This is a genomic window from Methanobacterium sp. (genome assembly GCF_016217785.1).
Classification (GTDB): domain Archaea; phylum Methanobacteriota; class Methanobacteria; order Methanobacteriales; family Methanobacteriaceae; genus Methanobacterium.
Genome location: NZ_JACRGA010000005.1, coordinates 122,903 through 136,835 on the forward strand (window position 1 = coordinate 122,903; position 13,933 = coordinate 136,835).

At 37.3% G+C, this 13,933-nt stretch carries 16 protein-coding genes; 9 read left to right on the top strand and 7 right to left on the bottom strand.

Annotation, left to right across the window (positions count from 1 at the left end; translation table 11 throughout):
- Window positions 1-253 precede the first annotated feature (253 nt).
- Window positions 254-457: a YwbE family protein gene (locus HY987_RS01995; RefSeq protein ID WP_292755081.1), complete on the top strand. Its 204-nt coding sequence runs from the start codon at window positions 254-256 to the stop codon at window positions 455-457.
- A gap of 71 nt (window positions 458-528) precedes the next feature.
- Here the strand turns inward: HY987_RS01995 and HY987_RS02000 are convergent, their stop codons facing one another.
- The 6 genes from HY987_RS02000 to HY987_RS02025 all read right to left on the bottom strand — a co-directional run bounded on the left by HY987_RS02000 (window position 529) and on the right by HY987_RS02025 (window position 4,538).
- A complete protein-coding gene (locus HY987_RS02000; RefSeq protein ID WP_292755083.1) occupies window positions 529-798 on the bottom strand; it encodes a hypothetical protein in 270 nt (89 codons plus the stop codon).
- A 174-nt stretch (window positions 799-972) separates the two neighbouring features.
- Window positions 973-1,908, bottom strand: a complete 936-nt coding sequence (locus HY987_RS02005) for a transcription initiation factor IIB (protein ID WP_048199818.1) — start codon at window positions 1,906-1,908, stop codon at window positions 973-975.
- Between the two features lie 56 nt (window positions 1,909-1,964).
- Window positions 1,965-2,240: an H/ACA ribonucleoprotein complex subunit GAR1 gene (locus HY987_RS02010; protein WP_292755085.1), complete on the bottom strand. Its 276-nt coding sequence runs from the start codon at window positions 2,238-2,240 to the stop codon at window positions 1,965-1,967.
- Window positions 2,241-2,354: 114 nt separating this feature from the next.
- Window positions 2,355-3,425, bottom strand: coding sequence for a UPF0104 family protein (locus HY987_RS02015; RefSeq protein ID WP_292755088.1), 1,071 nt, complete (start codon window positions 3,423-3,425; stop codon window positions 2,355-2,357).
- 140 nt (window positions 3,426-3,565) lie between these two features.
- Complete coding sequence (locus tag HY987_RS02020) at window positions 3,566-4,231, bottom strand: RraA family protein (RefSeq protein ID WP_292755091.1); 666 nt, start codon at window positions 4,229-4,231, stop codon at window positions 3,566-3,568.
- A 16-nt stretch (window positions 4,232-4,247) separates the two neighbouring features.
- Window positions 4,248-4,538, bottom strand: a complete 291-nt coding sequence (locus HY987_RS02025) for a DUF211 domain-containing protein (protein ID WP_292755094.1) — start codon at window positions 4,536-4,538, stop codon at window positions 4,248-4,250.
- 322 nt (window positions 4,539-4,860) lie between these two features.
- On the opposite strand from HY987_RS02025, the gene HY987_RS02030 reads away from it, so the two are divergent.
- The 6 genes from HY987_RS02030 (at window position 4,861) to HY987_RS02055 (ending at window position 11,355) form a co-directional block, all read left to right on the top strand.
- Window positions 4,861-5,280: a toprim domain-containing protein gene (locus HY987_RS02030; RefSeq protein WP_292755096.1), complete on the top strand. Its 420-nt coding sequence runs from the start codon at window positions 4,861-4,863 to the stop codon at window positions 5,278-5,280.
- A gap of 87 nt (window positions 5,281-5,367) precedes the next feature.
- Window positions 5,368-6,528, top strand: coding sequence for a DNA primase DnaG (gene dnaG, locus HY987_RS02035; protein WP_292755100.1), 1,161 nt, complete (start codon window positions 5,368-5,370; stop codon window positions 6,526-6,528).
- A 193-nt stretch (window positions 6,529-6,721) separates the two neighbouring features.
- On the top strand, window positions 6,722-8,233 hold the full coding sequence (locus tag HY987_RS02040; protein WP_292755101.1) for an ATP-binding protein: 1,512 nt from the start codon (window positions 6,722-6,724) through the stop codon (window positions 8,231-8,233).
- Window positions 8,234-8,400: 167 nt separating this feature from the next.
- On the top strand, window positions 8,401-9,399 hold the full coding sequence (gene xerA, locus HY987_RS02045) for a site-specific tyrosine recombinase/integron integrase (protein WP_292755104.1): 999 nt from the start codon (window positions 8,401-8,403) through the stop codon (window positions 9,397-9,399).
- 371 nt (window positions 9,400-9,770) lie between these two features.
- Window positions 9,771-10,073: a PadR family transcriptional regulator gene (locus HY987_RS02050; protein WP_292755107.1), complete on the top strand. Its 303-nt coding sequence runs from the start codon at window positions 9,771-9,773 to the stop codon at window positions 10,071-10,073.
- A gap of 316 nt (window positions 10,074-10,389) precedes the next feature.
- Window positions 10,390-11,355 (top strand): DUF523 and DUF1722 domain-containing protein, encoded by a 966-nt coding sequence (locus tag HY987_RS02055; RefSeq protein ID WP_292755109.1) that lies wholly within the window; start codon window positions 10,390-10,392, stop codon window positions 11,353-11,355.
- A 207-nt stretch (window positions 11,356-11,562) separates the two neighbouring features.
- Here HY987_RS02055 and HY987_RS02060 read toward each other — a convergent pair whose 3' ends face one another.
- On the bottom strand, window positions 11,563-12,093 hold the full coding sequence (locus tag HY987_RS02060; protein ID WP_292755112.1) for a hypothetical protein: 531 nt from the start codon (window positions 12,091-12,093) through the stop codon (window positions 11,563-11,565).
- 676 nt (window positions 12,094-12,769) lie between these two features.
- On the opposite strand from HY987_RS02060, the gene HY987_RS02065 reads away from it, so the two are divergent.
- Window positions 12,770-13,387 (top strand): biotin transporter BioY, encoded by a 618-nt coding sequence (locus tag HY987_RS02065; protein ID WP_292755115.1) that lies wholly within the window; start codon window positions 12,770-12,772, stop codon window positions 13,385-13,387.
- 51 nt (window positions 13,388-13,438) lie between these two features.
- Window positions 13,439-13,870 (top strand): DUF1284 domain-containing protein, encoded by a 432-nt coding sequence (locus HY987_RS02070; RefSeq protein ID WP_292755118.1) that lies wholly within the window; start codon window positions 13,439-13,441, stop codon window positions 13,868-13,870.
- Window positions 13,871-13,933 lie beyond the last annotated feature (63 nt).

The window sequence follows — 13,933 nt, forward strand, 5'->3', positions numbered from 1 at the left end:
AAAATGATTAATATTTTTGAATAACCAGAATACTTCAATACTCCAGAATACTATATTAATTAAATAAGAATACTCTTAAATGAGTAATTAGAATAAATATATGGAGTTAAAAATATAAATTTTTAATGGAATAGAATCATAAAGTCTTGGAATGGTAATTAATTCTGAAAATCATTTAAAGTTAATTGTGCACTTTTTAGTTGTTAATTATGATTTTTTTTAGACGATTTTTTAGAATTTAGAGATGGAAACTATGAGTCAAAAGAACGGTAAAAACAGGAAAGATATAAAAATAGGATCAGAAGTTTATATTATACTTAAAAAGGATCAGCGTAGTGGAAAAAGAACCAAAGGAATAGTTAAGGATTTATTAACACGTTCTTCTTCCCATCCACATGGAATCAAGGTTAGACTTGAAGACGGGAGGATCGGAAGGGTTCAAGAAATAATTAAGTAAAAAAAACTAAATTAAGATTAAGATGGAATTGAATTAATAATAAATAAAATTAAAAAAGTATTGTAAGGATGTTATTCATTCTGTTTAACAGGGATCTTCCAGAGATAACCCACTTTTTTACCATTTAATTGTTTATTTTTCCCTTTCTTTTTGGTTAGCTGGGCTTCACTACCTTCCCATGATTCAACGTGTTCGTCAAGGTATCTGGCTATTTCTTCACTGTATTTTTTGGTTCCAATGGTGTAATTATCACTTTTATTACGGATATAGCTGATTCCGTCACCTTTTTCTTCCATTACCTTTGATATTTCCATTATTTTTTTATAAAAATCTACAGACATAATAGGTCTCCTTTTTCTCATTGATTAAAAATTGTTCATGAATTTGTTGGTATTTTATTCATTTCGCAGTTCAATATATATAAGGTATATGTTTACTGAAAAATAAAATTTTGTGAAAATAGAGAAGATTTGTATTTCAAACTCATCTTTTCTTTTGTCACATTAACAAATTCGTTAGAGTGTAACACCCATATCCAACTGTTCTGTGAGTTCTTTGTACCTGTTACGGATGGTAACTTCAGTAACTCCCGCTATATCTGCCACATCGCGCTGGGTTTTTCTCTCACCGAGTAAAACCGAGGCAATGTATAATGCAGCGGCAGCAACTCCGGTAGGTCCTCTTCCAGAGGTTAAACCTTTTTCCATGGCCTTTTCTATGATTTCTATGGCCTTGGACTGAACTTCTCCAGAAAGGTTCAATTCACTGGCAAAACGAGGCACGTAATCCACTGGACTGGTTGGTGGTAGTTTGATGTTCAGTTCCCTGGTGAGGAAACGGTAAGTTCTACCCACTTCTTTCTTGCTTACCCTGGATACTTCTGCAATTTCATCAAGGGTTCGGGGAACATTACACCGTCTGCATGCTGCGTAAAGTGATGCTGCAACCACTCCCTCAATACTTCTTCCTCTGATGAGTTTGTTCTCCACGGCGTTACGGTATACTACGGATGCAGCTTCCCTAACACTTCGGGGAAGTCCCAGTCGTGATGAATCCCGGTCGAGTTCTGAGAGGGCAAAGGCTAGGTTACGTTCGGTTGCACCTGAAATCCTGATTTTCCTCTGCCATTTCCTGAGCCGGTACCACTGGGCTCTGTTCCTGGCTGGGATATCTCGACCATAGATGTCTTTGTTTCTCCAGTCGATCATGGTGGAAAGACCCTTGTCGTGTATGGTGTAGGTGATAGGTGCACCTACCCTGGTCCTCTTATCACGCTGTTCATGGTCGAAGGCCCTCCATTCAGGACCCATATCCACCAGATTGTCGTCAATAACTAGACCACAGGAACCACAAACGATTTCTCCACGTTCATGATCATTTATAAGTTTCTCAGACTGACATTCAGGACATTTAGTCTCGATTTTCTCAATCTCAGACATATCCTGTTTCATCTGTTCTTTTCCTGAAACTTCTACTTTTTCTTTAGCAGTTTCTGGAACTTTTTCAATTAATTCTTGCTTCGTTTCCGTCGCCCCCATTTCTTCTTGGCTTGTTTAGGCACATAAAGAGTCTCTCCAACTCGATTTTCAAAGTTTTTAGAAATTGATGCAAGGATCTTCACTGAGATATAGGGATCCTTAGTAGGTCCGAAGACATCGTGAATAAACCCTACTTTCTCCTTACGAGAGTTAAAAACAGACAATCCTAAAGCAGGTGTTTGGGTTGATCGGAGTATAATTCGCCCTCTGTTTGACAAATGTAGTATGCTTCCAAGTTTCTTCATGCACTAAACCGAAAATCTTATATACTATTGTTCTTCGTTTCATAGTATATAAATCTTTCGATAGCTTTATAAAAAAGATCACTAAATGTATCCTAATTTTCACTAATCTACGCGCTATGGGTCGGCTGATGGTAAGTTAGCACTTTTATTTTTAACTTTGCGCCCATAGTGGAGTGCTGCAAGAGCACCCAGTATGGTGGGAATAACATAACTGGCTAAACGGTCTATAAGGCTGGCTGCCATCACCACATCTGCTGAAACACCAACCACTGCAAAAAGGGCGATTAAAGTAGCTTCGCGTATTCCCCAAGCTCCTGGTAGTAGGGGCAGGAGTGAGATCAGAATTCCAATGGTGTATATTATTACCAGAGGTAGTATTGGGGGGTATACTCCCAATGCTCCGAAACAAACGTACATTCTCAGCATATCCAGACCCCACATAGCAAAGGATAGGATGAAAGCTACCATGAACACATTTCTGTCCTTTAAGGCAGTGATGAAACCTGTTGAAAATCGATTGATGTAAAATATAATTTTTTCCCTAATCTCATTAAAAGAAATGTCTTTTTTGCTTAAACGGAGAGCAGTGGGATAAATTGATTTAGCAATGGATATCATGATCCTTTGTGTGACTTCTTTCCTAAGACCTGCGTATATGAGTACCCCGAATATTAAAATGGATACAATGATCATGGCGATGACGAATATCCGGGTTACAGGGGGTATCTCCCAGCTTAGCAGAAACAGGGCCGAGATAATGGATATTAACACAAAGGGGAGAAATTCAAATACCCTGTCTGCGGTGGATGTTGCAAATCCAATTTCAAATGGTGTTCCTTCCACTTCACTTAGAAGATATGCCCGCAGTGGTTCTCCTCCTGCAGCGCTGGGTGTGACATTGTTTCCAAATAAGCTGGCCAGAAGCATCATCAGCAGAGTACTGAATTTTGGTGCGGTGTCCACCACATCCAGAATCAGCTTCCACCTTAAAGTCCACACCAAGATTATAGCCGCCTCCAGTATGAAGTTTAGGGCAATCCAATCCCATTTTGCCTTCTCAAGGGTGTTAAGAACATCATTAAAACCTATGAGGAATGTCATGGCGAAGATCAAAAAAGCAGCTACGGCAAATGTGGCAATGATCTTCCATTTATGTTTCCGAATGATTTCATAAGTGTCCTGCATTAAAACCCTCTATAAAATTAATCCTTTGAATCTGGATAATACCTACTAACAAGCGAATTAAACAAATGATTAAGCAATTAATCAAACAAATTTAATCTACAAATTTCAATGAGTTTAATTCCTAGTTTAATTCCTAATAATTAAATACCTAAAATATTGGATAAAGAAATTCCTTCTTCAAGTTGATGGAGTATTATATCTTCATTCTTTTTAATTTGAATTGCTTCATGGATTACCTTCTCTAAAATTTCTTCAGCCACTACCAACACTCCACAATCATCTCCGAAAACCCAGTCTCCGGGTTTTATTTCAATTCCACCACATTCAATGGAAATATTGATTTCTCCTTCAGCTCGGGGAGTTCCTGCATTGGGAACCACTGAACGTGAGAACACGGGGTAATTTAGTTCTTGGACTGCCTCTACATCGCGCATGGCACCGTAGATCACTGTGGATTGGACTCCTTTTTTCTGGGCGTACTTACTGAATAATTCGCCCCAAACTGCAATGTCATCCCCGTCACAGCATATAACAACTATTTCGCCTTTTTTAGCAGTTTCAACAGCCTTCAGTGAAGTTCCCCAATCATCCTGTTGGGTTTGAACAGTAACCACCCTCCCATTTATCCTTAGATGATCCTTAATAGGCTTCACACCAGGAATGACTCCACTTTCACCGGTCAGATTTTTCAAAGCATCAGAAATCTGAGATGTTGTAATATCCAGATTTCCCACTTGAAAATTAATTGTGTCCCTCAGTTTTTTTGATGAAAAATGCTCCAATAACGATTCAGCGGAAATTTCCATTTTTCTGACCATAAAATCAGTCCTGAGGAGTGGTTACTTCTTCAACCATGGTTCTTCCAGCTACAACTTCATCTACACTGTGTATAGAACCACCATACTGTTCAATGGCCCTACTTATTTCATCAAAGTCCAGGTCGTTGCCCTGCATAGTAACTTTAATGTTTTCAGTTTCCTTGTCAATTTCCATGAGAGTAACATTAACACCTTCCACACCACTTACTTCGCTTAAAAATTTAGCAAAATAGGGTAATGTGGGTTCGTGGGGTTTTAATATGTCTAACACGATTCTAATAAGACCTTTTGCCAATTTAGGCCCTCCAATTTTTATTTATAGTGTAGGTTTTCATTTTAAATTCCATGTGTAATTCCATGTATAAATTCTTTATTGGGAATATTATAAAACTTTATGCACATAAACACTCTAAAATCAAAATGATATATTTAAATAGACTAAAACGAATTAATAAAACTTTAAATTAATAAAAGAATCATTATTAAGTACATTGAGCCATATGATGTTGTTTAAACAATTTTCGTGGGAAAGAAGTATTGATGATTACTTCAATTTTATATAGGAGATGGGTTATAATATTCTGTAGATACTTATTAGCACCATCAAAAGGTTTAACATGAGTTTTATAAAGTTGTCCAGTTTAATCGAAGAGCTTAAAATCTGCGGGGAACAGGGAATTCCAGTTCTGATTGAAGGTCAAAAGGATGAAAAGGCCTTGAGAGAATTGGGGGTAAATGGTAATTTCATAAAAGTTTCCGGTTCAGGACTTAAACTCTTTGAAATAGCAGAGATAGCAGCTCAATCATCATCAAGAGTAGTTATATTAACTGACTTTGATCGAAAAGGCAATCAGCTTGCCAAAAGATTATCAGAGGATATTCAAAGCCTCGGTTCTCATCCAGACCTCCGTTTAAGGAGAACCCTTATGGGAATTACCCGTCGTTTTATTAAGGATATCGAGAGCCTCCCTCGGCACATGGAACAACTGGAACTTGAAGAAAACCCATCTGGTGGGCAATGGTATTACTATCATTAGTAGTATTATCCAGATACTGATACTTCAGGCTGCATGACTAAGCCTCATTTTATCAGCAGTATCTATACATTGATGGAGGCCCAAAAAATGGGAAAAGAAGAAATCAGTACAACTAAATATCTTATTCATGCTCAAATAAATGCTAACGGAATTGTGGAGAAACCGGATGTGGTGGGTGCCATATTCGGACAAACAGAAGGTCTTTTAAGTAATGATTTAGATTTAAGGGAACTGCAAAAAACCGGTAGAATTGGCCGGATCAAAGTAAATATCAACTCAAAAGCAGGCAGATCTAAAGGAGAAATTGTGATCCCATCCAGTTTGGACCGGGTGGAAACCGCTATTCTGGCTGCATCACTGGAAACCATAAACCGGGTAGGACCCTGCGAAGCCTACATACAGGTTAACAAAGTGGAAGATGTTCGGGCTGTTAAAAGAAGGAAAGTTGTGGACCGTGCCAAAGAACTTTACAAGGGAATGATGGAAGAAGTCACCCCTGAAAGCCTCAAAATGATTGAAGAGGTTAAAGAAGCCATGCGCATCCATGAAATCACTGATTTCGGCCATGACAAACTCCCAGCAGGTCCCAATGTAGCATCCTCAGATGCAATATTGGTAGTGGAAGGCCGGGCTGATGTGTTAAACCTGCTCCGATACGGTGTTAAAAATGCCATAGCTGTGGAGGGTGTAAGCGTCCCTAAAACAGTGGCAGAACTCACCAAGAAAAAAACCGTAACCGCATTTTTAGACGGAGACCGGGGTGGTGACCTTATACTCAAGGAACTTCTCCAGGTAGGGGAACTTGACTACGTGACTCGCGCTCCACGGGGTAAAGAAGTAGAAGATCTCACCAAGGATGAAGTAATGGTAGCTTTACGGGATAAAATACCAGTAGAACAGATCTACCATGACCTGGGAATAAAACTGGATAAACCCGAAAAAAAACCAGCAGACAAAACCCCTGATAAAGTCAAATTACTCAAGGGAATACTCAAAGATGTGGAAGGCTCAGGCAATGCTGAGATCCTGGACGATTCCCTGAACATCCTCAAAGAAGTTAAAGTGGAATCCCTCTATGATGAAATAAAAGCCTTGCAAAATGAAGGTGCCTATGCCGTGGTATTTGATGGAGTAGTAAGTCAGAGACTCATTGACATTGCCAAAGAAAAGGGATTAAAGCAGATTGTCGCGGTACGTATGAGCGAAGTTGTAAAAAAACCCAGCCCACTGAAGATCATTACCCGATAAATTAAAATAAACTTACAATGGTAAGTTACTTAGTGATATTAACCGTATTAAACTACAATTAAAGATAGCTATTGGTATACCGGTAGCTATCAACCCATTTATTTTCAGTTATTATAACTAATTTCATTTATTTTAATTCAATAGGACTTTTACTTGAGCCTGCAATGGATTATAAAATTTTCAAGGGGATATCATGTATATTAACATGAAAAAGGAATTTTTAAGAGATTTTGAGAGCACAGCAGATATTCAAATACCTCAAGACCCCATGGAGAGAGTAATTGGCCATGATGACATCATAAAGTATGTTAAAATAGCAGCCAAGCAACGTAGAAATCTCCTTCTAGTGGGTCCGCCAGGCATAGGAAAATCTCTCATAGCCCAGGCCATCTCAGTCCACCTTGCCGAACCACAGGAAGAAATAACTGTTGTTCACAATCCTGAAAGGCCAGAGAGACCTTTCGTGGAAATAAAAAGTAGAAAAGAAATAAAAAGTGAAATAGATGATTTAAAACGGGCAGAGGGTGATCTGGTCACCCCTCATGAAGTTCCAGAACTGGTAGCAGAACGATTAGGATTCCGCTGCCCCAACTGCGAAAGTTACACCAGCGCCTATCAAAGCATATGCCCCCAATGTGGAGCAGACAAATATTCTCATATGAATGCCCGCAGAAAAAACTTAGGCGATCTTTTAGGAATGTTCGAGATGAACAATGGGCCGGTGAACATCCCCCAGGACAGGGTTACCACCACCCGTATGAATCAAGGAAGGGAGGAAGTGGTGATCTACGAACGATCTGAGGGAGATAAAATCAAAATATTAGACCAGCACGCCCTGGAAAAAAGACGGGAGATGGTTGAAGAAAAACCCAAAAATATCATCGTCCCCCTGGAGCGTAAGAGTTTCATCCAGGCAACCGGTGCCAGTGAAACAGAGTTACTGGGTGACGTGCGCCATGATCCATATGGAGGTCATCCAGATCTCGGAACCCAGCCTTATGAACGAGTCGTTCCCGGAGCGGTTCATGAAGCCCATGAAGGGGTGCTTTTCATTGATGAAATAGTCCATCTAGCTCCCTTGCAGCGTTATATCTTGAGTGCAATGCAGGATAAGGTCTTTCCTATTGTTGGTAGAAATCCCCAAAGCGCTGGAAGTTCGGTTAAGGTGGAAGATGTTCCCTGTGATTTCATCTTTGTAGCTGCCTGTAACATCCGGGACATCCAGTACATATTACCACCCCTGCGTTCCCGTATCCAGGGAGAAGGATATGAAATGCTAATGCGTACCACTATGCCAGATACTGAGGAGAACCAGGCAAAAATGGCACAGTTTGTGGCTCAGGAGATTGAAATGGATGGGAAAATACCTCATGCCACCCGGAGTGCCGTTGAAATAATTGTGGAAGAAGCTAAAAAAAGAGCCCGTATAATTGATGACCAGAATGATGCATTAACTTTAAGACTTCGGGATCTGGGTGGATTGGTGCGAATGGCCGGAGACATGGCAGTTATGGATGGAAGCCATTTCATTGAGGATAAACACATAAATTTCGCTGTTAAAAATGCCATATCCATTGAAGACCAGATTTTAGAACGTTATCAATCATTTGAACAGGCAATGGATAATGATCTTTCCAGTTCACAGAGGATGCATTCTACCCGAAAAGGCACACCAAACGACCATGTGGATCGTAGCTACCTTTGAAGAACCCTTACCTCTTGGGTTTATTTTTTTGTTTTTATTATGAAATTTGTACTACTAATCTAATACTACGCTTGAAAATGAAAAGATTTAATTATTCTAAGGGCAATAGTGTTATAAAAATAGCCCGGATTTTAGTTTAAGCAATAAGAAAATTCATTATTGATACTATGAACCATTATTCCAACGGAAACTGGAAATCATCACAAGGGGATCCCACTGATATCAAAAGATTCGTGGGAAATGCTTCTGATTACCCTCAAGAGAAGAACTTTTTAGAAGCTTTCGATCTCCCTGAAATGATGGAAGATTACCTCTTTGAACTGGAAATACGGAACTACTCACGTAACACAATCAAAACATACAGATCAATCATCAATAATTTCCACAATTTTTTAAAGGATGAAAAAGAATTATATGATGAAAGGCAGGTTTTAAGGGGTTTTAAGCGTTACATACGCCACTTGAAACGTGAGAAGAATGTCTCACAGAATTACATTTATCTGGTTACAGTGGTGGTCAAGAAATTCTTCGAGTTTGGTGGAATACACATCCTGGAAGAGGTTAAAACTCCCAAAAGAACCAAATCTCTTCCTAAATCACTTAATGAGGATGAGGTCAAAAGTCTTATTAATGCCCTGGACACTTACGATCCAGTGGATTCATCTTCACCTACATCTGAGTCTCTAAAACTTAGAAACAAGTTGATACTGGCGTTATTATATTCTTCAGGTTTGAGAGTATCTGAACTGGTCTCACTTCAGACCAACCATGTGGATTTTGAGGAGCGAACCATTAGGATCAGGGGAAAGGGTGAAAAAGATAGAATTGTCCTGTTTGATGATGCAACCAAGGTAATGCTTGAGGATTTCCTGGAAAAAAGAACCTGTGAAAGTGAATATATTTTCGTGAATCGTTCTGGTAACCATCTCACACCGCGCTATGTGCAGATGATGATCAAAGACTACGCCCGGGTGGCAGGTATCAAAAAGAAGGTAACTCCTCACATATTGCGGCACTCATTTGCAACTCACCTTCTAAAGAATGGTGTGGATATTCGGGCTATTCAACAGCTTTTAGGACATTCTAATCTATCCACAACCCAAATTTACACAAGTGTGGATATGCAAACCCTTAAAAACGTTTATGACCGTGCTAAATTGCCTTGATAATCATAATTATTATAATTACTTATTATTTTTTTCCTAAATATTAATATAATTTCATGATTTCCTTAATCGGTTCTGGTAAGATGATATATTGTTCTTATTAATGTTTTATTTAATAAATTTTAATAATATTTTAATAAATTATTTTTTTCCAATTTTTGAATTAAAATAAGAGGTGTGTCTTATTGTTCTAGAAACAATCTTCTCATATATTTTTTGATTTTTTTTATTTTTTGAAAAATTTTGTAAAAATATATAATCAATGAAATAAATAAACGATATTGAAATAAGATATTTAAATTAGATATCGATAATCGATATTAATGGACAGCTGTACTAATGGGGAAATCAGTACTCAAACGAGGCATAAAATGACGTTAAATCGGAAATTCTTTTTAGGGTTTATTAGGATACACATACTCCACCATGCTAGTCATGAAGATATTTATGGAGTGCAAATGATACGGGAACTGAAAAATCACGGTTATGATGTCAGTCCAGGGACCATGTATCCTATTTTGCATTCATTGGAGAATGAAGGTTTCCTAAAAAGTAGAAAAGAAAACGTGAAGGGGAAAGTCAGGAAATATTACAAAATAACATCTAAGGGACAGAAAATCCTTCAAGAATCCAGCCAGAAGGTAAGTGAGCTCATCAGAGAACTCATGGATTAAAAACAGATTTTCATGTTTAAATAAATTAAAATTAAAAATTTTATGGATAACTTCGGGTGAATTCTATCATTAAAATTCAACGTTAATTATTCAGGTAGATTCAGAGATATGTGAGATATCTTTGAGAAGAAATATAAAGATCAAACATCAGAATAAAATTAATAATGATTAGGTTAAACCTAGCTTTAATAATGAAGATTGAATTATTTGGGATTATTAATTAGGATTAATTGGGATTAATAGAGATGAATAATATGGAAATAATAGGGGATAATCCGCCCATACCTCCGTATTAAAATATTTAATTGATAGTAAGGTGTTTTTCTTGTCTTCACCGGACTTCCCACAGCCACATCTGGTTTCAAGTAAATGTATAGAATTTGAGTCCTGCCGTTATAACGGCCTTATTATAGGAAGTAGTCTGGTGAAAAAGCTTAAAAACTACGCTGACTTCACACCAGTGTGCCCTGAGGTTGAAATTGGACTGGGAATACCTCGTGACCCTATTCACCTGGAAAAGGACCAGGACAAAATAGAATTGATCCAACCCTCTACAGGATACAATTGCACCGGTAAAATGTCAGAATTTGCAGATTCATTTTTAATGTCTGTGGGAGGGGTTGATGGGTTTATATTGAAAAATAAATCTCCTTCTTGTGGTGTAAAGGCAGTTAAAGTTTATCCTAAAGGTGGAATGTCAAGACCCTGGACAGATGGTGTTGGATTATTTGCTGCAGCGGTTTTCAGATGTTTCCCCTTTACTCCTGTGGAGGATGAAGGACGGCTGCGTAACTATCACCTGCGTGAAAATTTCCTAACCCGCATTTACACCCTGGCAGACTTCAGGGAAAATGTTTTAAATGGTGATTTTGGCGATATACTTGAGTTCCACAGAAAAAATAAGCTCTTATTTTCATCATACAGTCAGATACACTCCAGACAACTGGGAAGATTAGTATCCAATTTGAAGGAGACAACTTTCCCTGAGTTAGTTGAAAAATATAGAAATACCATGAAAAAGATGCTCCAAAATGATCCTCTACCTCCAGCTAATATTAACGTTTTGATGCATGCATTTGGTTATTTTTCCAATGATCTCACCTCTTCAGAGAAGGAATTTTTCCTGGAATCCCTGGAAAAATATCGTCAGGGAAGAGTACCTCTTTTAGTAAATCAGAACTTACTCAAATCATGGATTATCCGTTTTGACAACGAATATCTCGCTGATCAGACCTTTTTCGAACCTTATCCTGAGGAATTGATGGAAATAACATTCATTTAAACACTTTATTCAGTTTGTGAGATATCTTTTTTTTCATACGTCCTCTGTGAAGAATCAGCTTTAGAATAAAGTAAATTGCTAATGATAATTCGTTAAATCTTCATTACGAAGTTGATTATTAATGTGATAACAAAGTAAAATTATAGATTGAAATTAAAAAAAATCAAAGCGGAAATAAACAATCAATATATCTAAAACCGGAAAATGTTAGTTAATTGTGGAAATTATAGATTTTACAGTAAATTCTATAGCAGTTTCATAGAACTTTTCATAATCATTTAATTCTAAATGTATGGAATAATATTTGCCATTTTTTTGGAAAAAATAGTCTTGAAATGTGTCATTGCTTCTAGTGTTAGTAATATTTATAAATCTCACTTGTATTCTAGCAATACTTTTATTTTCAGTTTTTACATCGTAATTATCAGATGAACTTGATGAATTTTGGTATTTTGATTCAAACTTTGAAGCATCAGTATATTGTGTTAAAAGGAGAGTAATCTCATAAGGAACCCCCCAATCCACTGAATAATAATTAGTGAACTTCACGGAATCATTAGTACTACTGCTATTCACAAATGTCCACCAACTAGAGCCCACTTTGAAAGTTGAATCTGAAACATGGTATTCCGGGTTAGGGTTAGTATTAACTCCGCTAAATCCTCCAGCATATCCATAAACAGCTACACACAATACAATAATTATTGCAAATAACAACTTTTGACTAAAATCCCACATAAAAAAAATATCTATCACTAAACTACTTAAATATAAGGGGATATTACCTAATATACCATAACAACCCCCAGGTAACGAAACTATCCGATTGAAGTTGGATTATAAATTGAATTTTTTAGTTTAAACGATTATACCGTAAAAAAACTTCTCTATTACGCAGTAACTCAGAGAAAATATTCACAATAACTCTTGAAATTAATGAAATACATAGACATCTTCTAACACAGGCTGATTACTAAAAACCCTAATATGCACCTATTAAAAAAGTACCTACCTGTTTTTTAGTTCACGATTAAAACAAAATTCTCTGAGTATAATTCATCTTTTCATCTTCAATTTTAAAGGTTCATTTTCGCTTCAAACATTTTTTCCCTTATTATTCCCTCTGGAAAAAATTTGGTAACGTATCACAATTGAAGGTCCAAAAATAGAGAACATAATAACTAGAAACTTTATAAAATATGAGTAAATCGGGGTAAAAACTAAGGTTTTCGTATCATTAACTTTATATTGCTCATTGAATCTAATAAATAAAGGAGCTTCAATGGAGCTTTACCTAACTTTCTGAAGATTTTTTAATATTAGTATATGCAGATAAGAAGTAAGCAATATCTGCTCTATGAATGTTTAAGTACTGTATACAGATACAGAATTCATTACTATAAGAGTGATAAAAATGGAAATCAGCATTGATAATTATTTCCGGAAGAGATATTCGCTTTTCACCTGGCGTTCTAACACTTCCACGATAAATAAGGTGATCTTGGCCTTTTTCATGGCCTGTATCACTGGACTAATGGCTCAGGTGATAATACCCCTTCCCTGGACTCCAGTACCTGTAACTGCGCAAACCTTCGCTGTTTTAATGGCAGGTGTGGTTTTGGGTCGTTGGTGGGGTGGAATTAGCCAGGTAATGTATCTGGCAGTGGGACTACTGGGAGTACCCTGGTTTGCAGGACTCACTGGTGGTTATGAGATCCTTTTAGGTGCTACCGGAGGGTATTTCCTGGGTTTCATTTTGACTGCATTTGTAATGGGCTATGTCACTGATAAATATGCTCAGTCCAGAAACTTCCGCCCCATGTTTGGTTTGATGTTCCTGGTGAACTTCGCCTTTATCTATATCCCTGGTCTTCTGGGATTGGGATTATGGATGTACATGGTTAAAGGAACATTCCCCACCTTCCTAACCCTGATAAGCATGGGTCTTTTACCATTCGTTCTAGGGGACCTGGTGAAGATAGGTGGTGCAGCAGCACTCACCAAGGCAATAACCCCAAAAGAAGAATATTAAACCCTAAAACAGATTTTAAATATTGATAAAATCTATATAGGATTTTTTCATATGGTGAAAAACCAGGAGGATGCCTGTTCTGATCCATTAAGGATCAGAGCTCATCACATTCTGTGCATGCAGGGATTTCATGGAATTGGTTACAGTAGGGAATTCACCAAAAACATGACCCTGATAACTGAAAAAATCCGAAACAACCCTTCTTTTTTTATTAAGATTATAATTGGGGCCGATTCTATCTGCAAACACTGCCCCCATCTTTCAAATGGTGTGTGTGAAATGGAAATGGACTCTCTTAAATTTATTAGTTCTATGGATGTATTAGTTCTTAAAAATTTAAATATGGAGGCAGGATCTTTGATTTCCTCTGCGCAGATTAAAACTTTAACTGGGAATTTAAGTCCCAAAATAGTTAAAGAAATATGTGGTGACTGTAGGTGGAGGAATGATTGTCTTTATTTTCAGGAAAAATGTTTAATCTGAAAATGTCTTTAATTTTTATATTTCCTATGATATATCATCTCCAATAAACCGGAATTCGGAAGG